Consider the following 23,914-nt stretch of genomic DNA (forward strand, 5'->3'; position numbering starts at 1 on the left):
ATGCGCAATATTGCGCACTACCCCTAGAATTGTGAACTGTGTTCAACCTATTCCGTCGTAACTCCACGAAATCACAGCTCAGGCCACCCCGCGCGCCTGGCGATACGATACGCGAGCAAGACCAGGCAGATCTAGTTGCATGGATCGATGGCCGCGGTTTCATAGAAGGCTTCGTGGAGCCGGAAACCGTGGTTAATGAAATGTCGATCGTGCTTGTCGACGACTCCGGCGACTATATCCGCCGCCGTATTGGCGGGCCGAAAGGAATAGACGCCGTGGCCCGGGTACTAGATGTGCCAATCTATGACGTTGAAGAAACCGGGTATCCACAGCGTATGCGCGAGCGTATGAAACGCGAACGAATCCTACGCAAGCGCCAAGAACAAGTGGAGCGCCGCAAACAGTGGGAGCGGCGCCACGGAGATGCTTAGCTGGCGATTTCGTCCAACCAAGCAACTAGTGTGCGTACCGGAACACCGGTTGCTCGCTGCGCAGTGTATCCGGAAGCGCTTGCTGCCCAGGCAGGGCCGGCGATATCGAGATGTGCCCACTCAATGCCCTCGCCGACGAATTGCGACAGGTAGGTACCCGCAAACTGCATGCCACCCCAACGGTCCTCGGAGATATTGCGGATATCCGCCGCAGGGGTTTTAATCGCTTCTTCGTGCTCTTCCAGCAAAGCCATGGCCCAAGCTTTTTCGCCTACACGGCGTCCCAGCTCAGCGATGCGATCACGTAGCTCATCGCTACCCATAACACCGTAGGTTTTCTTGCCCAACGCGAGCATCTGGTGGCCGGTCAACGTTGCCGTCTCTACCAAATAATCTGGCTTGTCTTCGCTCGCGCGCGCGATGGCGTCGGCAAGCACGATACGGCCTTCAGCATCGGTATTCAGAATTTCTGAAGTAATGCCGCCATAGTGAGTGATGACGTCGCCTGGGCGAATAGCGTTACCGGAAGGCATGTTTTCTGCCAGCGGCACAGTGGTGGTCAACTCCACGTTGAGGTCGAGCTTTGCAGCAGCGACAGTGGCAGCCACGACGGCTGCTGAGCCACCCATGTCCATGATCATCTCGCCCATGCCTGCGCCTGGCTTCAAAGAGATACCGCCGGTGTCAAAGGTAATGCCCTTGCCTACGAGAGCAACCTTCTTCTTGGCCTTGCGTGGACTATGGTGCAGGCGGACCAGACGCGGTGGGCGGACCGAACCCTGGCCGACCGCCAAAATACCACCGAAGCCCTCCTTCTCCAGTTGCTTTTCGTCGAGAATCTCCACCTTCAGGCCTGCATCTTCGGCAAAGCCACGGATAAACTCAGCATAGGATTCTGGGAATTTATGGCTGGAAGGAACGTTGACAAAGTCCCGTGCTAGGCACACCGATTCTGCACCAACTTGTGCGAGACGGAAGACGTCAGAATCCTTCTTTGGATCGCCGAGCACAGTAAATTCGGCGGGATCTTTATCAGCGTGATTCTTTTTCTCGTCCGGCTGGGTGGCACCCTCGTCTTTGCTTCCACGGATGCCCGGGTAGGCATATCCGCCTAAGATCAAGCCTTCTACGATAGCGGCGAGGCGATCACGGTCACCGGAAAGAGCAACGGCGACCGAATTTAGATCCTTGACCGCGCGGGAAACAGTACCAGCCGCGCGACGCAGAACCTCGTCGTCAAGCTTGTCCTGCGCACCCAAACCCACCGCGATGACTACGTCGACGCCCAGCTTCTTTGGAGCCGGCAAGCGGGTGATTTCGTTTGCTTTGCCCGTGGCTTTGACTGTTTGCAAGCCCTCGACCACTTCGCGTAGTTGGCCACCGGAGAGCCAATCTGTGTCGAGGATTTCTATGCCGTTCTCGTTAGCTGAATCCTTCGTGCGGAACACGCTGACGACGAGAGCATCGGCGTTTTTAGGCAACTTTTTCTGCAACTCCACTGGGCTAATCTTGCCGCGGGCTGGAAGTTCGAACTTTGGGGCAGCCATAATATCCTTTCTTGTCACATGACAATGGTCGCGCAATTTAGTTGAAATTCGCTCTAGGCCTTCCCAGCCTAGCGAGATTTACCGCAGAACGCCGTGTAAGGGTGTGCCCTAAGTCTCTATTAAAAGGTGGAAAGGGTACATTAGCTACCATGAGCGACTTCAAATTTTCCGTGACCCGCAATGACACTCCGACGCCCGCAGCTGAACGCGAGGAAATCCTGGCGAATCCAGCTTTCGGTAAAAAATTCACGGATCACATGGTGGTTGCCGACTGGAATGCAGAACAAGGCTGGCACAATCTATCGGTGCAGCCATACGCGCCATTGACCTTAGATCCGGCGACGACCGTTTTTCATTACGGGCAAGCAATTTTTGAAGGCATCAAGGCATATAGGCAGAGTGATGATTCAATCGTTACTTTCCGTCCTGAGAAGAATGCGCAACGTATAGCGAGCTCCGCGCAGCGCATGGCAATGCCGGAAATCCCAGAACAATTATTTATCCAAGCATTGAAAGAATTAGTTGCTGTCGACAAGGATTGGGTCCCAGCAGCCGGGGGAGAGGGATCCTTGTATCTTCGTCCATTCCTGATTGCAACGGAAATAGGGCTCGGCGTCGCGCCATCGCAGTCTTATCGATTCTTGGTTATTGCCTCGCCAGTCGGTGCGTATTTTCAGGGTGGCGTGAAACCGGTATCTGTGTGGATTTCCGAAGACTATGTGCGCGCCGCTCCGGGCGGAACCGGGGCCGCCAAATTCGCCGGTAACTACGCTGCTTCGCTAGTTGCTCAGCAAGAATCCATCGCACATGGCTGCGACCAAGTGGTCTTTTTAGATGCTGCAAAACGCCAAAAAGTCGAAGAGATGGGCGGCATGAACGTCATGTTTGTCATCCAGGGCAAGCTGGTCACTCCCGAACTGACCGGCACTATTTTGCCTGGTGTGACGCGAAATTCACTGTTGCAACTAGCGCGTGAGATGGGCATTGAAGTGGTGGAAGAAAGCATCACTCTGGAGCAATGGCGGGAAGCCGCCGAATCCGGTGCCATGAGTGAGGCCTTTGCGTGCGGGACGGCAGCGGTAATCACGCCAATCGGCACCGTGAAAACTACCAGTGGCACGTTTAGCATCGGTGGCGGTCACCCCGGCGAAATCACGATGCAACTGCGTGAGAAACTAACCGGAATCCAACGGGGAGAAGTTGCCGACACGCACGGCTGGCTACAAAAGCTCGCCTGATGATCACGCGCCGTGGTTATGCGCGTTGATCGCATCAGTGATCGCATAAACCTCATCGGCTACTAGCTCAATCGCTGCGTTGAGTGCAGATAATGCTAGTACGCCACCGGTTCCTTGCCCGGTTGTGAGATCGAAGGCAAGTAGGGGCGTTAATCCCAATTGTTGGACGGCTTGGATATGCGCAGGCTCCGGGGACAGCTGTGCCGAGCGCAGCCATGGCTGGGTTCCTGGAACAATTTTTTCTGCTATCAGGCCACACACAGTGGCAAGGCAGCCGTCGACAAGCACTGGAGTGCGTCGGGAAGTTGCTTGCAGAATAAAACCAACCAATGACTGTACCGTCGGCATTTGGCATTCGCGCACAAGGTCCAACAAATTAGCGGGATATCGTCGGAAGCGGAACATGTGATCCCGGATAGCCGTGACGTCGGCTTGCCATTGTTTCGTCGTAAGCGAAGCTTCCAAGCTAGCTAGTGCTACCGGTTCTGTCTTCGTTATTGCGCCAAACAAGGCAGCAGCCTCGACGGAGAATCCCTCAGTGAGCTCGCCTGGGATCAGTAGATCTGCGCCAGCATCGATTTCAGAATCAGCGATAGAGCGGCCAAATTCTAGCGCGGCTCCGTCGGTAGGGATCTCCTCTAGGCGAACGCCAGCACCATGGGTACGGGCCAGTGTCGTCACGGGGGCAGAACCAGCGGCAATATCGTCGGCTGCAGTCTGGGACTCGGGCGTGCGCAAAGATGACGCACCATTGCTACTAGTTGCAGAGCTCCGGGGGACAGAAACGCTGGGGTCAGAACTGCCGGGGGCAGGGCTGGCGAGGGCAGAATGGAAAATGACGACTCGGGGCTGCCGCAACGGCTCCGCGGGAACTTTCCCTTGGCACGCGGCCATGAAAGCTGCTGCATCAGTAAGCCGACCAAAACTCCGGCCCCGCTGTGTCGACGACATAGCTGCAACCACCGCGGCGGCAGCCTCAGTATCAATCTCCGCGGGAGCCCCAAGATCAGCAAACTCAGCACTGTCGGCTTGGGCATTGGAATCCGCGTTAGCGGCAGCGTCAGCACTCTGCTTGGGTGCGGAATCAGGCTCGGGCTGAGGGAAGGATTCGGGCTCGTGCGGCATTGGCATTGTGAAAACCTAAACTGTAACTATCTAGGGCCTAGAAGAATGAAGAATAGGGGCGGTTAGACCTTGGCACCGCGTTGCACCTGGGGCTTTGGTGAACGCCACTTACGCGGCTGAGTGGCACGAGAATAAGCGTAAAAGCCCAAGCGGAATCCAGCTTCGGTGGAGTCTGGGAATTTCTTGCGCACCGCGTTATTGCAACGTTTGCCCAGGATAACCCCTTCGATTGCGAGAATAACAATAATCGCCATGCCGATGAGTGAAATGATATTCGCTGCGTGAGGGTTAATTCCGCCGAGCAAGGTAGCACCAAGAATCATAAGGGCAATAAGCATCACCCAGTTGGTCAAGAAAGCGCGGGAATCCACCCAGTCCCGTGCGTAGCGTCGCTCCGGTCCAATATCGCGAGCCAAGAGGTAGCGCTCATCGCCAGCATCCATGCGTTCTTGCTGTTCCTTACGGCGACGCATGTTTTCTTGGCGTTCTTCGCGTTTGTATTCTTTCCATTCTTGCTTGGACATGGATTTCTTGAGCTCTTTACGACGCTCCCGGGCCTGGGCGGGGGATGCACCGTTAGGATCGCGTCGTACACCGCGACGAATCTCTTGCTCTTTGCGCGAAGGAGTAGGTTTATTTTTCTTAGGGGTATAGCCCTTCGGTAAATCTGTTTGCTCTGGGGAAGCGGAATTGGCCTGTGCAGGGCTAGATTGTGCCGAGTTTGATGGTGCAGATGAGCTCTTATTGTCCGCACTGGTAGTGGAGTTGTCGGAATTATCTGCTTTGGTGTTTTGAGGTTTTTGCCACGGTAGTTTCACAGTTCTACAGGGTACAACTTTGTATGCCGGTAACAAGAATAAGTACTTGTCGGGTATGTCCGGCGTAGGTGGCGCAAACAGCCTTGGGGCGGTTAAATTAACTGTCGAACGGACTGCGGATCCAGGGGTTTCGTCTCGCACGAAAGGCGAGTACTCTGGACGCAAACGACGCGTTCACCACGAAGGAGAACTATTATGACCGCCCCAACTTCGTCGACCGGCGTAATTTTGACTGACGCTGCAGCTGAGAAAGCTAAGTCTTTGCTAGAGCAGGAAGGCCGTACGGACCTGTCTCTGCGTATTGCCGTTCAGCCAGGTGGTTGTGCAGGTTTGCGCTATCAACTGTACTTTGACGACCGCGAGCTCGATGGTGACAAAAGCGATGAGATCGGCGGCGTTACCTTGGTCGTCGACAAGATGTCGGTGCCGTACCTGATGGGTGCGAAGATTGACTTCGCTGACACCATTGAACAGCAAGGTTTTACTATCGATAATCCGAATGCCGGTGGATCCTGCGCTTGCGGCGATTCTTTCAACTAAAACTATAGTTAGGATTCCAAACAGCTCGACGGATATTAAAAGCCCCTGGTTCTCGTTACTAATCAGTACAGAGAGCCAGGGGCTTTCGCATTGCGTGCGGCCGGGCTACATCAATAGTGCTGTCCCCGGCCGTGTCAGTATGCAGTTATAGTCGGACTGGGTAATCCCGGTGCTCGATATTTGGGTCGATACGTTTCTCCACAAAAATTCCGTGCCAGACCATGAAGGCCAGCACTGTCCACAGACGACGTGAGTGATCTGATTGGCCTGCACGGTGTTCTTGCAACATCTCCAGGACAGCTTTCTTGTTGAAGATGTCTTCTGTTTGGGAGGCGTTAATTTGCTCTTGTGCCCATCCGTGTAGTTCATCTCCTGCTAACCAGTGCCGCATTGGTACTGGGAAGCCCAATTTCTTTCGGTGCAGCACATGTGGGGGAACGATTTGTTCCATAGCCTTACGTAAGGCATATTTCGTGGTTCCGTGGGAGATCTTCAGTTCGTGCGGGATGGTTTCGGCAACCCGGAAAACTTCCTTGTCGAGGAATGGCACGCGGAGTTCTAAGGAGTTCGCCATATTGATCTTGTCCGCTTTCACGAGGATGTCGCCGCGCATCCAGGTAAACAAGTCTAAATGCTGCATACGCGCAACGGGGTCCATGTCTTCAGAACGCGCATAAATATCTTTGGTCACATCACGGTGATCCCAATCTTTACGGGCCCAAGGGATCACGCGTTGCATTTGCTCGAAATTGAAAGAGCGAGCATTACCGTAATAGCGCTCTTCCATGGACATCGATCCGCGTTCGAGAAGAGATTTCCCCTTCATGCCATCAGGCAAGATACGGGAAAGAACGCCTAGGCCCCGACGTAAAGGGCTTGGAATTTTTTCGAATGGCGCGAGGGAGAGGGGCTCTTTGTAAATAGTGTAACCGCCAAAGAGCTCGTCGGCGCCCTCACCAGAAAGCACGACCTTGACGTGTTTCCGAGCTTCTGCTGCAACAAAATGCAGCGGAACGAGGGAGGGGTCTGCCACAGGGTCGTCCAGATACCACATGATTTTCGGAATGGCGTCGGCATATTCTTCTGGGCTGACAATCTTAACTATATGCTCAGCGCCAATCGCTTCTGCCGACTCTGCTGCGACGTCGACCTCAGAATAACCTTCGCGTTCGAAACCGGTGGTAAATGTTAAAAGATTTGGGTTGTGTCGTTTCGCCAATGCAGCGATCGCGGTGGAATCAATACCACCCGACAAGAATGACCCAACAGTGACGTCTGCGCGCATGTGCTTTTCGACGGAATCCTCGAGGGCATGGGCGATTCGGTCAAAAAGCTGTTGTTCCTGGCCTGCCGGAACGGCTTTGGTCCGAAAGCGAGGCTGGAAATAACGTTCCGCTTTGACCTGACCGCCTGGCGAAAGAATTGCAGTGCAACCCGATTCCAGGCGACGAATGTCTGCGTGTAAAGATTCCGGCTCTGGGACATATTGCAGGTCCACATAATGTTCGATGGCTCTGCGGTCAAGGCCTAGCCCTAGATCGATAGCGTCGGCAAGCTCGAGAATGGATTTTTTTTCGGATGCAAAAACGGTTCCTGCCGAGGTTGTGGCATAAAACAGCGGCTTGATCCCAAACTGATCGCGGGCGACGAACATCTGTTTCCGGCGGGTGTCCCAGATGGCGATGGCGAACATTCCACGAAGATGCTCGACGACGGAAGGTCCCCAATGGTGGAAACCGACAACAATTGGTTCACCATCGCCGGATGTCTGAAAGTGATATCCCGCCTCTTTGAGCTCGGCACGAAGTTCAACGTAGTTATAAATTTCCCCATTGAACGTCATCGCGTAGCGTTCAGGATCGTCCTCTGGACCCCAGCGTAAAGGCTGATGAGAATGCTCCAGGTCGATGATTGACAGCCGGTTGAATCCAAAAACTGCGTGTTCATCGTTCCAGGTGCCAGCGGCGTCAGGGCCACGATGGCGCATGCAAGGGAGCGCTTCTTCCATAGCGGTAACGTAAGAAGGGGCATCGCTTTGGGCGCTCAACATAGCGAGAAGTCCGCACATTGTTTATTTCTCCTCAGGGTGGTGATCTGCCACGACTACTTTACGGCCAAGTATTCGTCAGCGGTTAATCATTTAACGGAGAGTTTCGCGCAGATTGGACTTCAATCCCATGGGCTTATCCGTTTACCTCAATGTGAGTGAAACTTTGGGATGATAGGGTCGATATCCAGTGTGAGATGGCTAATACTTTTGGCATTTCGTGTGTGGTCAATTTTCGTCGGTGGGCCAAATGGTTGCCCATTGTCCAGCGCGTATCGGGGTGGCTGGAGCGTCGCGGTGCTTCTTAATGTGCAAGCCTTTATTTGCCTGGAAATAGGTTCATGCAACCCTGATAAGAAGATGGCGTATTTGAGTTATGCTGCTTGAATAGGAATGCTTATAAAAGTAGGCAGACAATTGTGTGCAAAGAAAGGCAGAACACACGTGGGACAGCGTAAAGAACGCAGCTTGAGCCGGAAGCTGGGCCTTGGTGGCGTCTTGGGCCTCGCAACGGTCGGTCTGGCCGCTTGTGAGGTCGAGCCACCAGCAGCGGCATCGAAATTCCTGCACATGGGTTGGCCTGAGGGAGTTACCCCTGAGGCGAACTCAATGTTTAATTTCTGGATCTGGATTTGGGTCCTTGCCTGGTTTATCGGCATTATCATGTGGGCGCTGTTCCTGACGGCCATTTTCCGCTGGAGTGCCAAGCGTGCAAAAAAGAATGGTCGAGGAGAATTCCCTCGTCAGCTCCAGTACAACGTGCCCGTTGAGTTGGTTTTGACGATTATTCCCGTCATTATCGTCATGGCGCTATTCTTCTTTACCGTTCAAGTCCAGCAGAAAGTTGTCGCGAACGACAAAGAGCCTGAGGTTGCCGTAGACGTCACTGCCTTCCAGTGGAACTGGAAGTTTGGTTACGCAGAGGTTGGCGGAAACTTCACCCCTAATGGTCAGGATTATCTAGGCGAAGACGAAGAGCGTACCGCTATCGCCGAGAAGTCCAAGCATGACCCTGAAGACGTTAAGAACGCTAACCCTGTTCACGGACGTTCCAGCGGTGACAACTCGTATTTGAATTACAACGAGATCGAGACGCTGGGAACCACAGATGAGATTCCTGTTTTGGTTCTGCCTACCAACACCGCAATCGAATTCCGTCTTGCTTCCGGCGACGTTTCTCACTCCTTCTGGGTCCCTGAATTCTTGTTCAAGCGTGACGTTTATTCTCACCCAGAAAACAACCAGCAGGAGCGCGCATTCCAGATCGAGGAAATCCAAGAAGAGGGTGCCTTTGTAGGTCGCTGTGCTGAAATGTGCGGTACTTACCACGCGATGATGAACTTTGAGATCCGCGCGGTTTCCCCGGAGAAGTTCGCTCAGTATATGGAATTCCGTATGGCTAACCCGGATGCCCCTAACTCAGAGGCACTGGCATCCATCGGTGAAGCCCCATATGCAACCTCCACCAAGCCATTCAACTCCGCTCGCGAGACCGCCGATGGCGATAACGCGGCAGATCCGAACACCGCTCTGTAAAGCCAAAGGAGAATACAGACATGCGCGCCAGTGCGAAACTCTTTTACGCAATCGCCGTCTTCCTCGGAATCTCCGGTGTTGTCTACGTCTTCGGTACCGTATGGATTGAAGATGACGGTTGGAAGTACCGCTACGACTGGGCTGGTGGCATCCCGTTGCTCTTGTCGTCCCTTATGGCGATTATGCTCGGTGCCTACCTGCATATAACCGAATCCCGATCCGATGTCCTTCCAGAGGACTGGGAGGAAGCGGAAATCTCTGACTCCGCGGGAGTCCTCGGATTTTTCTCCCCGGGATCCATGTGGCCATTCTGGATGTCGATCTCCATCTTTGTATTCGGCCTTGGTGTTATCTTCCTGTACTACTGGCTGATCCTGGTTGGTGGCGTAATGCTCATTTGGGCATGTACGATGCTGAGCCTGCAATACGGATTGCCTAAGGAAAAGCACTAGTTTCAATCCCTGATCTGGTTTCGACGCAACCTTCAACCCCTAATTGTTCTTTGTTTGAGCAATTGGGGGTTTTGTTGTGCCGCGGGGCGAGGGTGGGAAGGGTAAATGAGAGTGTAAAGACTCTGACCGAATATCGACTAGTGACGAAAAAAATGATTGAGTTCCAAGCTGTTCGAATCATGAATTAGTTGGCGCAATTTTAGGGGCAATCAAAAGTTGCAATCATCGGAAAATGGCAGTTTTGCCTTGTGAGTTAGGGCACTTTGGCGGGTGGGGTGCGAAAAGTAATACCCCCGATTTGAGTTAAGGCAGCAATCTACTCTCGCTAATGATCGAGGCTATCGGGGGTGTAATTGCCGGTTGACCTGCTAATTAAGTTAGTCGGAATTTGCGGCAAAAAGTTCCAAGGTAGGTATAGATACTTTAGCTACCCCCGTATGGTGTGAGTGTCGCTTTTGGCCTTATGGTGACCTGGGAAAACGGCTAAGAATTGAGATGAAATTCGAGAAAGGACGGTGCATACTTATGAGCGTGACGAGCGCAGTAACTAACCCAGGAATGACAGCACCACAACGTGTTGTGTCGCTGAACCGACCAAACATGGTCAGCGTAGGCACGATTGTGTTCCTGTCGCAGGAATTAATGTTCTTCGCCGGACTGTTCGCGATGTGGTTTACCTCGCGCGCAAACGGACAGGCAGGGGACTGGACTGAACAGACCGAGCACCTTAACGTGATCTACGGTCTCATCATTACAGCTATCCTTATTACTTCGTCTGTGACCTCGCAGTTCGGTGTTTTCGCGGCCGAGAAAGGTGACGTCTTCAAGCTTCGCTTGTGGTACGTAATCACTATTGCCCTTGGTGTTGTTTTCTTGGGCATGGTCGCATTCGAGTATTACGAGATGATCTCGCACGGCGTAACCATTCAAGCCAGTGTGTTTGGCTCGGTGTTCTTTATCATCACCGGCTTCCATATGCTGCACGTGACGGCGGGCCTTATCGCATTCGCCATCGTGCTTGGGCGAATTTGGAAGTCTAAATTCACCCCCGCACAGGCAACTGCTGCGATGGCAGTCTCGTATTACTGGCACTTCGTTGACGTCATCTGGATCGGCGTCTTCATTGTTATTTATCTCGTTCAGTAGGCCGTAGCTCGCCGTAATCCGGCCTACAGCCCTTCACTTTCCGTTCTCGACATATTTAAGGGAAATGATGGATTCCAACCCGAACACAGAGCCGCAGTCGGAGAACCCTACTGCTGCCAACGCGAGCGCTTCGCGCCGCAAACGCAAGATGCGCCGGACGCTCGCCGGTGCAGCTGCTTTGTCTGTGGGACTTACCGGTGCAGGCATCTTGGCCAGCGCATTGACTCCAGACGCTCAGGTAGCAACCGCACAGCGTGATGACCAAGCCCTTATTCAAGAGGGTAAGGACATTTATGAAGTTGCTTGCATTACTTGTCACGGCACAAACCTGCAAGGCGTACCTGACCGTGGGCCATCACTGATTGGTGTCGGTGAAGGTTCCGTTTACTTCCAGGTTCACTCTGGCCGCATGCCGATGATGTCTAACGACGCCCAGGCGGAACGTAAAACTCCTCGCTATACGGAACAACAAACTCTTGCGTTGGCTGCTTACGTTGCAGCCAACGGCGGGGGACCCGAACTGGTGTATAACGACGATGGCACCATCGCAATGGAAGAGCTGCGCGGTTCTTCCTACGATGGAAAAATCCATCCAGAAGATATCGCCCGTGGTTCGGAATTGTTCCGTATGAACTGTGCTTCTTGCCATAACTTCACCGGTCGTGGTGGCGCTCTGTCGTCAGGTAAGTATGCGCCTCCACTGGATCCGGCGAACGAGCAAGAGATTTATCAAGCCATGTTGACTGGCCCGCAGAACATGCCGAAGTTCTCTGAACGTCAACTTACCCACGACGAGAAAGCAGACATCATCGCGTTTATTAAGGACGCGAAAGAGTCTCCATCCTCAGGCGGTTGGTCTGTAGGCGGATTGGGCCCTGTCGCTGAAGGCTTGGCCATGTGGATCATCGGCATCACCGCTTTGGTTGGTGCAGCTATGTGGATTGGATCGCGTACCTAATGTCGAACGAGAAAAAAAATTACACGGAACAAGAGCTTCGGGGCATGAGCCAGGATGAATTGGCTCAACTTGGTACCGAGCTCGATGAAGTGACAGTTGCTTATCGGAAAGAGCGCTTCCCGGTAGAGAACGATCCTGCTGAAAAACGTGCCTCCATTTCCGTTGGCATCTTTTTTGCAATTGCAGTCGCCGCCGCCATCGCGTTTTTAGGCGTGTACCTTTTCTGGCCATGGGGCTATAAAGGGCATGGGGAAGACGGACAGTGGTTGCACGCGGTATACACCCCGTTATTAGGTCTTACCTCCGGTTTGGCCATCCTTTGCTTGGGCATCGGTGTGGTCATGATCGTCAAAAAGATGGTGCCGGAAGAAATTGCCGTACAGAATCGTCACGACGGACGTTCTGATGAGGTTGACCGCCAGACCGTTACCGCGTTGCTGAATGACGCTTGGCAGACTTCCACCCTCGGTCGTCGTAAAGCACTGCAGGGGCTGCTTGGCGGCGCGGGTATTCTTGCAGGTCTTGTAGTGATTGCACCACTGGGCGGAGCTATCCGCAATCCTTGGAAGCCACGCCACGAGCTCAACTACAACGGAGACGGAACTCTGTGGACATCAGGGTGGACGCTTCACGATAAAGGTGTAAAACTTTACCTTGCCCGGGATACCGGAGCGATTGCCGAATACCACGAAGGGCAGGCCGGGAACCACTGGGAGACTAAAGGCGTTACCCGCCTAGTCCGCGTTCGGCCCGAAGACCTGTCTGCAGCCGCGATGGAAACCGTTTTCCCATTGGCAGAAGACGATGTGAACGATGGAGATCGTTACGATCCACAGCGCGACGTATACGAAAACCATATGCACTCTATCCACGGACCACGTAACGCCGTTATGCTCATTCGCTTGCGCCATGACGATGCCAAAGCTGTCGTCGAGCGCGAAAACCAGGAAGATTTCCACTACGGCGATTACTACGCGTACTCCAAGATCTGTACGCACGTTGGTTGTCCAACCTCTCTATTTGAGGCACAGACTAACCGCATCCTGTGCCCGTGCCACCAATCGCAGTTCGACGCTATGCAATACGCAAAGCCTGTTTTCGGACCTGCGGCCCGTGCGTTGCCACAGTTGCCCATCACCGTTGACGAAGAGGGGTACCTCATCGCTCGCGGTAACTTCATCGAGCCAGTTGGCCCGGCTTTCTGGGAGCGTGAATCCTAATGAGCAATAAACTCGGACAAATAGCAGACAATGTTGATTCGCGTTACACCATCTCGGGGATGGTGCGCACCCAGATCAACAAAGTCTTCCCAACCCACTGGTCCTTCATGTTGGGTGAGATTGCCTTGTACAGCTTCATTATCTTGTTGCTTACAGGCGTGTACCTAACCCTGTTTTTCGACCCATCAATCACCAAAGTGATCTACGACGGCGGATATCTGCCGTTGAATGGCGTCGAGATGTCACGCGCATACGCAACCGCACTTGATATTTCTTTCGAGGTTCGCGGTGGCCTGTTCGTGCGTCAGATGCACCACTGGGCAGCGCTTATGTTCATGATGTCGATGGTTGCTCACATGCTCCGCGTGTTCTTCACTGGTGCATTCCGCCGCCCTCGTGAAGCTAACTGGATCATCGGTTGCGCATTGATCATGCTCGGCATGGTTGAAGGCTTCATGGGTTACTCTTTGCCGGATGACCTGCTCTCCGGTGTCGGGTTGCGCATTATGTCGGCCATCATCCTCGGTGTGCCTATCATCGGAACTTGGATCCACTGGGCCATCTTCGACGGGGACTTCCCATCGGACCTGATGCTAGACCGTTTCTACGTGCTGCACGTCCTAATCATCCCAGGAATTATTCTTGCGCTAATCGCTGCCCACCTGATGCTAGTTTGGTACCAAAAGCACACCCAATTACCTGGGCCGGCCCGCACTGAAAACAATGTTGTAGGCGTCCGCATTATGCCAGTATTCGCTACTAAGGCGATTGGCATGGGTTTGATCGTTGCCGGTGTTCTCGCATTGATGGCGGGGCTACTGACCATCAACGGTTTCTGGACTATTGGACCTTACAACCCATCTCAGGTGTCCGCAGGTTCGCAGCCTGACGTTTATATGTTGTGGACCGACGGCGTTGCCCGCATTATGCCAGCTTGGGAACTGTACATCGCTGGCTACACGATCCCATCAGCATTCTGGGTCGCGTTGATGTGTGGTGTGATGGTAATGCTGCTCTTCGCTTACCCTGCCTTGGAAAAGAAGGCAACTGGCGACGACGCGCACCATAACCTGCTGCAACGTCCACGCGACGTTCCAGCGCGAACCGCGATCGGCGCAATGGCGATCACGTTCTTCCTGCTGGTAACAATTTCCGGTGGTAACGACCACATCGCCCACTTCTTCAACATCTCGTTGAATGCCATGACCTGGTTCGGCCGCATCGGCTTGGTTGTGCTCCCACCGTTGGTTTACTTCTTGACCTACCGCATTTGTGTCTCGTTGCAGCGCTCTGACCGCGAGGTGCTGGAACACGGCATCGAAACCGGCACAATCAAGCAGCTGCCGAATGGTGCATTCATCGAAGTACACCAGCCACTTGGACCGGTCGACGATCATGGTCATCCTATTCCGCTGGAGTACGCCGGCGCGGCCGTGCCGAAACAGCTGAATAACTTGGGTTATGCCGATCAGAATGCGTCCGGCGTCTTTAGTCCGGATTCAGATGACGTAGCATCTCGTCGACGTCAGATCGAACATGACAACCATGCTGAAGAGGCTGAAATGCTGCGTCGCCTCAATGAGGCCAATCGCGAGGCTGACCGTCGCAAAGGCCACTTAGACTAAGGCAAAAGACACTTAGACCAAGTGAGCGCACAATCTGGCCTCGAAAGCTAGATGCGACGCCTTAATCAAGTAGCAAAGGCTCGGTATTGGATAAACCAGTACCGAGCCTTTGGCATTTCAAGGTGTAATCTTCTGGCCGCTAGGAGATCATTGGCTACGTAGGCCCAAGTCGATTTCTGGTTCCTGCCTATCATCGAGCACATCTAGAGTAGGTCCGTTGTCTAAGTGGGCCCCGATTAAGGATTCATGATCGTTTCTGTCCCGGCTTAGTTTTAGCGTTGAGCTTTCCCAGCCCTGTGGTTTATGGGCGGGAATTTAGCAACCACCTGGTTCCTGTGTTTGATTTCACATATGACTAGTTTTTTCAGTCTCTGCTCGACTCCTAGGCGCTTGCGCTTCCACTGTAACGGGCATCCTTCCCTATGAAACGCCAGGCAAGAGACGGTTTCTTGGGTGCTGTAGTGATCTTCATAGTGTCGGCGGCTTGCGAACAAGTCGTTGATGTATATCTGACAACAGCAAGATAACGGGTAGATAACGGAAGTAATCACAGGCCTTGATTCGACAACGTTTGTTGTCATTTCGTAACCTATTTGAGACATTGCGTCGCACCAGTTGCATGAGTTCAGGCGGACTCGATCGGTACGGGGCAAACTACGAAAACTGTAGTGCATACTCAATCTGATTTGGAGAAGATTTCGTGGCTAAACACCGTAAGCAGAATGTGTCCACCAAGCGCCGCGTCGCTGCAGCCTCCGCTGCTGTTGTTGGTTCGACGATGATGGCCCCGGGCATGGCGTCCGCAGCCCAATTCACAATTCCAAACACAAACTTCACCGTTGACGTTCCTGGCGTGGAAAACATCCCTGGGGCGGACCAACTACTCGGTAGCTCCCAGGCGCCCGCACCTCATGCAAACCCAGTACAGGTGGCTCACGCTCCCTTGGTATCGAAGGGACAGCAGATCGTAGATGCCGCTCGTTCAGCAATCGGCAGCCCTTACGCATGGGGAGCGGCAGGGCCAGGCTCTTTTGATTGCTCTGGTTTGACGAGTTGGGCTTACCAGCAGGCTGGCGTGAACATCCCGCGCACGTCACAAGCTCAGGCAGCTGGCGGTACGCGTGTGTCGCTCGACGCCTTGCAACCAGGCGATATTATTGCCTACTACGGCGGTGCATCTCACGTCGGAATCTACACTGGTCATGGCACTATCATTGACGCCCTAAACGCCGGTAGCCCTGTCGGTGAGCGCCCACTGCATTTCCAGCCAATCCATTCTGCAGTCCGTTTTTAGCTTTTTTGGGGCAGGACTAGCCAATTGACTGTGTAGGGCGCTAGTATTGCCGTTGGTCTACTCGCTTCATCCAGAAAGTCATTTCCACGCATGTCTTCCGCCGCTTTTCGGTCGCGCCACCGCTTCCTAGCTATCGTCACCTCCAGCGCACTTGTTTTTGGTGCGATTGGTGTCAACCCCTCCATTGCCTCGGCAGATGATGTTGAGATCGCTACTCAGCAGATTCAAGAGTCTGGCTTTGAGCTGTCCCGTAAACACGAAGAGCTGAAGAATATCGAGGAGAAGCTGAATAAACGCGCCCAGAACGTTGCGCATCTCGACGTCCTCAGCACTGATGCCAACCAGAAGGCTGCTAACGCAGCTGAAGCACGCGCGCAGCTGCAAGCCACCGTGGACCAATTAGCGAAAGCTCAGTACACCGGAACGGGCTTGGATAAAGCCGCCTCTGTCATGTCGTCGGGAAGCCCACAGGAGCTTATCGACCGGCAATCGTTCATGGGGGCGCTTTCTCGTGATGCCGAGGCTGATATCGCCCGTCTGCAGCAGGAGGTCCGCGAGTCCGCTCGTGCAGCCAGCAAGGCGAATGCGTCGTTGCAAGAGGCGATCTTCCACAAAACCGATTTGGAAATTCAGCGCACTAAACTGCAGGAAGAACGTGACGCACTTGAGGCAAAAATCGGCGACCTTGAAGCCCGCGTCGAAGCGCTAAGCGATGAGGAGCGCATTTCTTTGGCGGGCGGTGCTCCTGCGGACTTTGCTAAAATCGGCGATGCCTTGCTTAGCGCAGCGGGTTCAGGCGCTTCCGGTGCGGCCTTAACTCGGCTGGGTATGCCTTATAACTGGGGGGCTGCGGGGCCGGATTCCTTCGACTGCTCGGGTCTTATGCACTGGGCTTATCAGCAGCAAGGGAAGAGCATCCCTCGCACTTCACAAGCGCAGCTAGCCGGTGGCACTCCGGTTTCCCTGAATGCTTTGCAGCCCGGAGATATTATTGGTTATTACCCTGGCACCACTCACGTAGGTATGTACATCGGTGATGGCAAAGTAGTCCATGCTTCGACCTATGGCGTGCCCGTGCAGGTTGTCCCTTATGATTCGATGCCTATCACTGGTGCTTCTCGGTATTAAATAGCCGCCTACCACACGGAACCCAACCCGCGTCTCAATACGAGCCGCGGGTTTACTGGTGCCATGCCTAACAACCAAAGCGATATTTAGTTCGGCGACCATAATTCAGGTGGCGGTAAAGCATTTCGGAACGCACCGTAGCATAGGCGAGTGGATGGAGTATAGTAACTACGTTATGTCTATTGCCCCTAATGCCTTGACGATCGGTGTGGATATTGGCGGCACCAATATGCGTGCGGCGGTCGTTGACGCGCACGGTGAAATCCTCGATCGTGCAGCCACACTCACACCAAACAGTGAAGACGTTCTGGTCGACAAATTGGTCGCACTTGTCAACACTCTTCGGGACCGTCATGAAATTGCAGCTGTCGGACTGGCAGTCGCGGGCTTTTTGGACCCTGACTGCACTACCGTTCGCTTCGCACCGCATTTGCCTTGGCGCGATGCCCCTGTTCGAGAGATCATGACTGATCGTTTGCAACTTCCCGTGCGCTTAGAACACGATGCCAATTCTGCAGCATGGGGAGAGTACGTTTTCGGCCAAGCACGGGAAGCTGGAACCTGGGTGTATTTTTCGGTAGGTACCGGTATCGGGGCAACAATTATGCACCGCGGAGAAATCTTCCGTGGTTCTTTTGGTATGGCGCCAGAATTCGGTCACGTCACGGTAGTGCCTGGTGGTAGGCAATGCTCATGTGGAAAACGGGGATGTCTGGAGCGTTATGCGTCCGGTACGGCATTGGCGGACACAGTCCTGGAACTTGCTGACGACTGCCCGGAGTATCGCAGAAGTCCTTTGCTGCATACCGCGTCAACAGGCGAAGAGATCATGAACGCCGCGCGTGATGGTGATGCGCTTGGGCAGGCGGTGGTTGGTGAGTTTGCACGTTGGCTTGGGATCGGCCTGTCGTTCGTTGCGGATGTCATTGACCCGGAATTAATTGTCCTCGGAGGTGGGGTAGTTGGTAATCACGATTTATTTTTGCCAGCTGCAGACCGGGTGCTCAGACAATCAATGGTGGCTGCGACACATCGGCCACACCCAGAGGTTTCTGTCGCGAAACTAGGTTCTGCGGCAGGTATGGTCGGAGTTGCACATTTATCGCGTTATGCTGAGAATTTTCCTAATTAGGCGTCTCCATAAATCAAGCTAGGAAGGCTGGTTAAGGGCTGTGGCACACGTAGAAACCAAGAGCATGAACAACGGCTGGTACCACTTTTTCAAATACGTTTTGATTGGCCCATGGTTACGGTTGTGGAATCGCCCTTTTACGGAAGGTTTAGGCAATGTTCCGGAGCAAGGGGCTGCGATGATCGTCTCGAATCACCAAGCGGTGATGGATTCATTCTATTTGCCTTTGGTTTGCTCTCGACAATTTACATTTCCGGCGAAAAAAGAGTACTTCACAGGTAAAGGAATTGTCGGTTCTCTGCAGTGTTTCTTTTTCACCTCTGTCGGTCAGGTCCCTATTGACCGTAAGGCGAAAGGCGCGGGTGGAGCGCTCGTAGACACTGCAAAGAGCGTCTTCGCAAGGGGAGATCTACTAGGTATTTACCCAGAAGGTACCCGTAGTCCTGATGGCCGGGTTTACCGGGGCCGCACTGGCATGGCACGCATTGCTATGGAAACTGACGTGCCTGTTATCCCTGTCGCGATGATTAATGTCGCCAAAGCGAACCCCATCGGTACCTGGATTCCGCGCCCAGTTAAGGTCGGAGTTCGCTTTGGCACACCTGTTTCTCCCCACGAATGGGCGCGGAACCGTGGCTTAGACCCGAAAGAACACCAAACGATGCGTGAGTTTACGGACTTCATCATGCATGAGCTTGCGGAATTAACCGGAGTTGAATACGTCGATCATTATGCCTCTGAGGTGAAAGAGTCGCTAGCTGCCGGAAATGGATACCCGGAAGGTGCCGAGCCAAACCAGACATAATTGCAGGAGTATCGTGGCGCAGCAAAGACTCAAGTGGCCCGATATCGCCCGGGGTGTATCGATTCTAGGCGTGATCATTCTGCACGTATCGCTGGCAGTTCCTGAGGCACGTGATACCTGGCTTTCTCAAGCAAATGAATTTCTGGATCCACTGCGCATGCCGCTATTCTTTTTAGTCAGCGGGTTGTTCTCGGCGAAAGTATTCCGGTTTAGTTTTCAACAACTTTTCACGCGTAGACTGTGGTTTCTCCTGGTCCCTTATATCTTTTGGGTGCCACTCGAACTAGCGGCATACCAGGTCGTACTCGTTAATGATTATGGCGCGGAGTGGCCACCTGCACAATACTTTCTCAAACAGGTAATCACAGGTTCAACTTTGATCTGGTTTTTGTACGCGTTGGTGCTTTTTAACATCGCTTTGTGGGCACTTCGCGCATTGCCAGGCTGGGTAGCAGTTCTAGTGTCTTTCATCGTGCCGGTGTTATTGCTTCCGTTTCACGAGCACTGGCATATGATCGCTAAGTCGGTTATATATCTGCCGGTATTCGTTTTTGCCGCATATTTTGCATCCTCCATCCACCGCTTTACCGCTCATGCGAAGCGAATTCCGGTGGTAATCAGTGCTCTGGTGGCTTATTTGCTCGGTTATGCCGGGGCACAGTTGTGGGAAAGCGTACGCGGTGAACAGGCTTACTGGAGTGGTCCGGGGTCTATTGAGTTTGGACCTTTTGAGTTGGATTTATTCTTCCGCATTATCCAGCATGCGTTTTCTTTGCCTGCCGCGATAGTGTTGTCGGTATTACTGACCTATCTTCCGCGAGTTAGCACCGTGTTATTAAAACTTGGTCGGAATACTTTGCCACTGTATATCGGCCACCACTTCGGCATCATGGCGCTGTTTCACTATCAGCGCTTGTGGGTGGTGGATGTCGAATTGGAAGATATCACCCGCTTTGGCCGTTTTCCGTTTGAAAACTCCCTGTTCTGGGCATTTTGCGGTCTGCTCGGTGCTTTAGCTACGGGTGCGGTGCTGAAATATCTCACACGCGTCAAATCTTTGCGGTGGTTGTTATACCCGCCCCCGTTGTCAGCCCTAGGTAGGCGCGAGTAAGATCAGTGCCGAATGCGCAGGACGCTAAGCAGAAAGAAGCTTTTCGTGGATAAACTCACCATTTTTCGACTGGTTGCGGTCACTGCCAGTATCGTTGGCTACGTCGTTTTAGCATCGATTGGTGTAGACGCCACCATCGTCGGTCCCATCTCGGTGGTGTTGATTCTCCTGCTGTTGTTCGTTCCGCTACGCCGCCGTTGACTAGGCTGCCGTCGATATTGATTTAGGAAGAAGCAAGCATTTCGTGCGCTATTTTTATGACACCGAATTCATCGAAGACGGCACCACCATTCAGCTGGTCTCGATCGGCATTGTCTCAGAACGCGGTGAAGAATACTATGCCGTGTCTACAGATTTTGAACCGCAACGTGCAAATTCTTGGGTGCGTAAAAATGTTCTGAGTAAGTTGCCACCCCGCAACGCCAGTGTCTGGAAAACCAATTCGCAGATTCGTCGGGAGGTTCTTCAATTCCTTACCGCGGAGGGGCGCCCAGACCTTTGGGCGTGGGTCGGTGCGTATGACCATGTGGTGCTTGTGCAGTTATGGGGTGATATGAGTGGATTACCACAAGCAATTCCGAGGTTTACCCATGAGCTGAAACAGTTGTGGGAAATGGTCGGAAGGCCGAAATTACCGGATGTGCCGAAAGGTAACCATGACGCGCTTGTCGACGCCCGGCACAACCTGGAAAAATTCAAGGTTTGCCAAAAACTGGCCCGTTTAGACCGGGATAATCGAGGGCAAAGAATGCTATCTTAGCTCTCTTCAATTACTTCTGCTTTAATGGAAGTGTGAGTTGGACAGTAGATATCCCCAAAGACGCGCTACCTGATCTTCCACCGCTTCCGGATGGCATCCGTGAGCGGTTTGAAGATGTCATTGCTCGTCCAGCCTTTCAGCAGCCCACGTGGGACCGTGCGCAAGCCGATAACGTACGCAAAATTTTGGAATCGGTCCCACCGATTGTTCTGCCACCAGAGGTTTACAACCTGAAGTCGCAGTTGGCTCAGGTTGCTAACGGCGAAGCTTTCTTACTGCAGGGTGGAGACTGTGCGGAATCGTTTGAAACCAATACCGAACCGCATATCCGGGGCAATATCAAGACTTTGCTGCAAATGGCAGTGGTGCTGACTTATGGGGCCTCGACGCCCGTCGTCAAGCTTGCTCGTATAGCCGGCCAGTACGCCAAACCGCGTTCATCAGATCGAGACGGCAATGGTCTGCTGAATTATCGCGGTGACATCGTGAATGGCGTCGAGCCGACCGAAGAAGCTCGTAGGCACGACCCGGCTCGTATGATTCGCGCTTATGCTAACTCCTCAGCCGCGATGAACCTCGTTCGTTCACTTACTTCATCGGGGACCGCCGATCTGCACCGATTGAATGAATGGAACCGTAAGTTTGTCGCCACGTCTTCCGCCGGTGCACGTTACCAGGCTTTGGCAAACGAGATTTCGCGTGGTCTGCGTTTCATGGATGCGTGCGGCGTCAATGACAGTGTGCTGAAGACTGCCGATATCTACTGTTCGCACGAGGCTCTGCTTGTTGACTATGAACGTGGCATGCTGCGTTTGGGGCAAGACGAAAATGGCGAAACCAAGCTGTACGATTTATCGGCGCATCAGGTTTGGATCGGTGAGCGCACACGTGGCTTGGACGATTTCCACGTTAATTTCTGCTCGTTGATTGCGAACCCAGTGGGAATCAAGATCGGCCCATCGGTTACCCCAGAAGAGGCACTAGCTTATGCCGAGAAACTGGATCCGAATAAGGAACCAGGTCGGCTGACTTTCGTCGCACGCATGGGGCATGACAAGATTCGCAGCGTTTTGCCGGGTGTGATTAAGGCAGTGGAGGAAGCTGGACACAAGGTTGTTTGGCAGTCAGATCCGATGCATGGCAACACATTTACTTCTTCCAATGGCTATAAAACCCGCCATTTTGACAAAATCATTGACGAAGTGCAGGGATTTTTCGAAGTACACCGCGCGCTGGGGACTCACCCGGGCGGTATTCACATTGAGCTGACCGGCGAAGATGTCACCGAGTGTCTCGGTGGTGCAGAGGATATTACGGATGTCGATTTGCCTGGACGTTATGAATCAAAGGTTGATCCACGTCTGAATACGCAACAGTCTTTAGAGCTGGCGTTTCTGGTCGCTGAAATGCTTCGTAATTAGTACAAGCCGATCCCAACCAACATTAGATCTGGTTGGGATGTCTCCCTGCGTGCGTGCTGTAGGAGCGCGACGTGATACTGCTGCCGTGCTCCGTATTCGGCAGCTAAAAGCAGGAATGTGTGTATTTGAGCCTCCATGGCGGAGCACAGCGCACCACGCGGACCGTCAGAGCCATAATTGCGGCATATAACCGTAGCCACCCGAACCAAACCACCAGCTGGCTACAGCGACGGCTCCGGTTGCCAATGCCATCAAGAAAACCACCAGAAACAGCTTTACTCGAGAGCGGTTGCTGAGCGGTTTTTCCTTTGGTGCAGGGCTTGCCGACGCAGGTGGTTGCATCGCCGGGGCTGCGGGCGGTCTTGGCCCAGTAACTGGTGCAATAGGTGCTGAAGGCGCTGCTGGTGTAGGCAGTGCGATTGCTGGTTCAACGGCCCCCGGGTTAGCGGATGCAGACGGAATGGCGATGTCGGCGGAGTCAGCAATGGTGCCGTCGGCAAGTGTTTCCGGTGCTTCTTCGCGTTCGGAATCGCTAGCTGCCGGTGCCCCGGAAGCTTCGTCCATCACAGGTAAATGGGCAGTAGCTTCGGGGAGTGGAGATTCTGCGAATGGTGCTAGTACTGCAGCCCGGTGCGCGGCAGCATTCTCGGGCACGGGCACGGCGATGTGCGGCAGTAGGAGCTCACTGGCGACGTCGTCCAGAGCATCCAAAAATTCTTGTGCATCGCGGAAGCGCTCGTCGGGATTGCGGGTGGTTGCCGAGGCTACCAATGCATCAAATAGTGGCGGGATACCATCGATCAGATCTGATGGCGCTGGAACATCATTATGCAGGCGAGCGAGCGCCCGGCCGAGGGAAGTTTCCCCCTCAAAGGGAACCTTGCCGGTTAATAGCTCAAACAATACGATTCCGGCGGAGTACACGTCGGTTGCCGGTGTGATGCGGCCACCGTCGACTTGTTCTGGGGAAATATACGAGACAGTGCCGACGATTTGGTTAGAGGTTTTCTGTGGGTTGTTCATCGCCCGCACCAAACCAAAATCGGCGAGTTTGATGCCACCATCAGCGTCGATAAGCACGTTGTGGGGCTTGATATCACGATGCACCAAGCCTTTGTCGTGCGCCACCACCAGCCCCTGCAACACGGAGCGCAGCAAAACCGTGGCGGTGGCCGGATCCAGGGGGCCAGTTTCTGCTAAGAGCTCACCTAAAGTACCGCCGGTTATCAGCTCGGTGATTAAGAAGATGTGTTCGCCCGCGGACGAAAAATCATAAACGCCCAGGATATTGGGATGGCGCAGTTGTGCCATTGCGCGAGCTTCGCGGGTGAAACGTTCCCTGGAAATAGGATCGTCGAGGTAATCGCCATCCATGACTTTTGCTGCGACTGCGCGCCCAAGCCGGAGGTCTAGGCAGCGGTAGACGGTGGACATGCCGCCACGAGCAATCGTGCGGTCTATGCGGTAGCGGTCCTCAAGTACCTCACCTGGTTCCAGCCTAGTCATGGTTTCCAGTATGACTGATGACCCGGAATAAGTGTGTACAAGGCGCGGGAAAATCTTGTCAGTGAAACTCTCAA

Annotated in this window: 22 protein-coding genes; 17 read left to right on the forward strand and 5 right to left on the reverse strand. The window is 53.6% G+C overall.

From position 1 onward, the window contains the following. Positions 1 to 38: 38 nt before the first annotated feature. Positions 39 to 431 (forward strand): hypothetical protein, encoded by a 393-nt coding sequence (locus tag HMPREF1292_RS06240; RefSeq protein WP_021353803.1) that lies wholly within the window; start codon positions 39 to 41, stop codon positions 429 to 431. Here the strand turns inward: HMPREF1292_RS06240 and HMPREF1292_RS06245 are convergent. After that, complete coding sequence (locus tag HMPREF1292_RS06245; protein WP_023019202.1) at positions 428 to 1,978, reverse strand: leucyl aminopeptidase; 1,551 nt, start codon at positions 1,976 to 1,978, stop codon at positions 428 to 430. The two genes, HMPREF1292_RS06240 and HMPREF1292_RS06245, sit on opposite strands and share 4 nt — an antisense overlap. Before the next feature lie 149 nt (positions 1,979 to 2,127). Between HMPREF1292_RS06245 and HMPREF1292_RS06250 the strand changes: the two genes are divergently transcribed. Then, positions 2,128 to 3,216: a branched-chain amino acid aminotransferase gene (locus tag HMPREF1292_RS06250; protein ID WP_023019203.1), complete on the forward strand. Its 1,089-nt coding sequence runs from the start codon at positions 2,128 to 2,130 to the stop codon at positions 3,214 to 3,216. 3 nt (positions 3,217 to 3,219) lie between these two features. Here HMPREF1292_RS06250 and HMPREF1292_RS06255 read toward each other — a convergent pair whose 3' ends face one another. Together HMPREF1292_RS06255 and HMPREF1292_RS06260 are read right to left on the reverse strand one after the other, a co-directional pair. Then, positions 3,220 to 4,347, reverse strand: coding sequence for a nicotinate-nucleotide--dimethylbenzimidazole phosphoribosyltransferase (locus HMPREF1292_RS06255; protein WP_023019204.1), 1,128 nt, complete (start codon positions 4,345 to 4,347; stop codon positions 3,220 to 3,222). A 56-nt stretch (positions 4,348 to 4,403) separates the two neighbouring features. Next, positions 4,404 to 5,159 (reverse strand): DUF3043 domain-containing protein, encoded by a 756-nt coding sequence (locus tag HMPREF1292_RS06260; RefSeq protein ID WP_023019205.1) that lies wholly within the window; start codon positions 5,157 to 5,159, stop codon positions 4,404 to 4,406. A 195-nt stretch (positions 5,160 to 5,354) separates the two neighbouring features. On the opposite strand from HMPREF1292_RS06260, the gene HMPREF1292_RS06265 reads away from it, so the two are divergent. Next, positions 5,355 to 5,699: an iron-sulfur cluster assembly accessory protein gene (locus tag HMPREF1292_RS06265; protein ID WP_021353808.1), complete on the forward strand. Its 345-nt coding sequence runs from the start codon at positions 5,355 to 5,357 to the stop codon at positions 5,697 to 5,699. Positions 5,700 to 5,844: 145 nt separating this feature from the next. Here the strand turns inward: HMPREF1292_RS06265 and asnB are convergent, their stop codons facing one another. Then, positions 5,845 to 7,767, reverse strand: coding sequence for an asparagine synthase (glutamine-hydrolyzing) (asnB, locus tag HMPREF1292_RS06270; RefSeq protein WP_023019206.1), 1,923 nt, complete (start codon positions 7,765 to 7,767; stop codon positions 5,845 to 5,847). A gap of 423 nt (positions 7,768 to 8,190) precedes the next feature. Between asnB and HMPREF1292_RS06275 the strand changes: the two genes are divergently transcribed. The 14 genes from HMPREF1292_RS06275 to HMPREF1292_RS06335 all read left to right on the forward strand — a co-directional run bounded on the left by HMPREF1292_RS06275 (position 8,191) and on the right by HMPREF1292_RS06335 (position 22,334). Next, positions 8,191 to 9,282, forward strand: a complete 1,092-nt coding sequence (locus tag HMPREF1292_RS06275; RefSeq protein WP_021353810.1) for a cytochrome c oxidase subunit II — start codon at positions 8,191 to 8,193, stop codon at positions 9,280 to 9,282. A 20-nt stretch (positions 9,283 to 9,302) separates the two neighbouring features. Then, positions 9,303 to 9,734 carry a cytochrome c oxidase subunit 4 gene (locus tag HMPREF1292_RS06280; protein WP_021353811.1) on the forward strand — a complete coding sequence of 144 codons (432 nt, stop codon included), beginning with the start codon at positions 9,303 to 9,305 and terminating at the stop codon, positions 9,732 to 9,734. Between the two features lie 525 nt (positions 9,735 to 10,259). Then, positions 10,260 to 10,880: a heme-copper oxidase subunit III gene (locus tag HMPREF1292_RS06285; protein ID WP_021353812.1), complete on the forward strand. Its 621-nt coding sequence runs from the start codon at positions 10,260 to 10,262 to the stop codon at positions 10,878 to 10,880. Between the two features lie 64 nt (positions 10,881 to 10,944). Continuing rightward, a complete protein-coding gene (locus HMPREF1292_RS06290) occupies positions 10,945 to 11,838 on the forward strand; it encodes a c-type cytochrome (RefSeq protein WP_024272904.1) in 894 nt (297 codons plus the stop codon). Further along, positions 11,838 to 13,058 (forward strand): ubiquinol-cytochrome c reductase iron-sulfur subunit, encoded by a 1,221-nt coding sequence (locus HMPREF1292_RS06295; protein ID WP_023019207.1) that lies wholly within the window; start codon positions 11,838 to 11,840, stop codon positions 13,056 to 13,058. The genes HMPREF1292_RS06290 and HMPREF1292_RS06295 overlap by 1 nt, the downstream gene beginning before the upstream one ends. Next, positions 13,058 to 14,683, forward strand: a complete 1,626-nt coding sequence (locus HMPREF1292_RS06300; RefSeq protein ID WP_023019208.1) for a cytochrome bc complex cytochrome b subunit — start codon at positions 13,058 to 13,060, stop codon at positions 14,681 to 14,683. Before HMPREF1292_RS06295 ends, HMPREF1292_RS06300 begins: the two co-directional genes overlap by 1 nt. 700 nt (positions 14,684 to 15,383) lie before the next feature. Then, a complete protein-coding gene (locus tag HMPREF1292_RS06305) occupies positions 15,384 to 15,977 on the forward strand; it encodes a C40 family peptidase (RefSeq protein ID WP_023019209.1) in 594 nt (197 codons plus the stop codon). A 90-nt stretch (positions 15,978 to 16,067) separates the two neighbouring features. After that, complete coding sequence (locus tag HMPREF1292_RS06310; protein WP_023019210.1) at positions 16,068 to 17,105, forward strand: NlpC/P60 family protein; 1,038 nt, start codon at positions 16,068 to 16,070, stop codon at positions 17,103 to 17,105. Between the two features lie 175 nt (positions 17,106 to 17,280). Further along, positions 17,281 to 18,237, forward strand: a complete 957-nt coding sequence (locus tag HMPREF1292_RS06315) for an ROK family protein (protein WP_021353818.1) — start codon at positions 17,281 to 17,283, stop codon at positions 18,235 to 18,237. A 64-nt stretch (positions 18,238 to 18,301) separates the two neighbouring features. Beyond that, positions 18,302 to 19,042 carry a 1-acyl-sn-glycerol-3-phosphate acyltransferase gene (locus HMPREF1292_RS06320; RefSeq protein WP_034645965.1) on the forward strand — a complete coding sequence of 247 codons (741 nt, stop codon included), beginning with the start codon at positions 18,302 to 18,304 and terminating at the stop codon, positions 19,040 to 19,042. Between the two features lie 13 nt (positions 19,043 to 19,055). Then, a complete protein-coding gene (locus tag HMPREF1292_RS06325; protein ID WP_021353820.1) occupies positions 19,056 to 20,153 on the forward strand; it encodes an acyltransferase family protein in 1,098 nt (365 codons plus the stop codon). 45 nt (positions 20,154 to 20,198) lie between these two features. Beyond that, positions 20,199 to 20,354 carry a hypothetical protein gene (locus HMPREF1292_RS11115; RefSeq protein WP_021353821.1) on the forward strand — a complete coding sequence of 52 codons (156 nt, stop codon included), beginning with the start codon at positions 20,199 to 20,201 and terminating at the stop codon, positions 20,352 to 20,354. Between the two features lie 43 nt (positions 20,355 to 20,397). Beyond that, positions 20,398 to 20,913, forward strand: a complete 516-nt coding sequence (locus HMPREF1292_RS06330; RefSeq protein ID WP_021353822.1) for a polyadenylate-specific 3'-exoribonuclease AS — start codon at positions 20,398 to 20,400, stop codon at positions 20,911 to 20,913. Positions 20,914 to 20,945: 32 nt separating this feature from the next. Further along, positions 20,946 to 22,334, forward strand: a complete 1,389-nt coding sequence (locus HMPREF1292_RS06335; RefSeq protein ID WP_021353823.1) for a class II 3-deoxy-7-phosphoheptulonate synthase — start codon at positions 20,946 to 20,948, stop codon at positions 22,332 to 22,334. 165 nt (positions 22,335 to 22,499) lie between these two features. On the opposite strand, the gene HMPREF1292_RS06340 is transcribed toward HMPREF1292_RS06335, so the two are convergent. Beyond that, positions 22,500 to 23,840, reverse strand: a complete 1,341-nt coding sequence (locus HMPREF1292_RS06340) for a protein kinase (RefSeq protein ID WP_021353824.1) — start codon at positions 23,838 to 23,840, stop codon at positions 22,500 to 22,502. Positions 23,841 to 23,914 lie beyond the last annotated feature (74 nt).

The organism is Corynebacterium sp. KPL1995 (assembly GCF_000477935.1).
GTDB lineage: Bacteria > Actinomycetota > Actinomycetes > Mycobacteriales > Mycobacteriaceae > Corynebacterium > Corynebacterium pseudodiphtheriticum.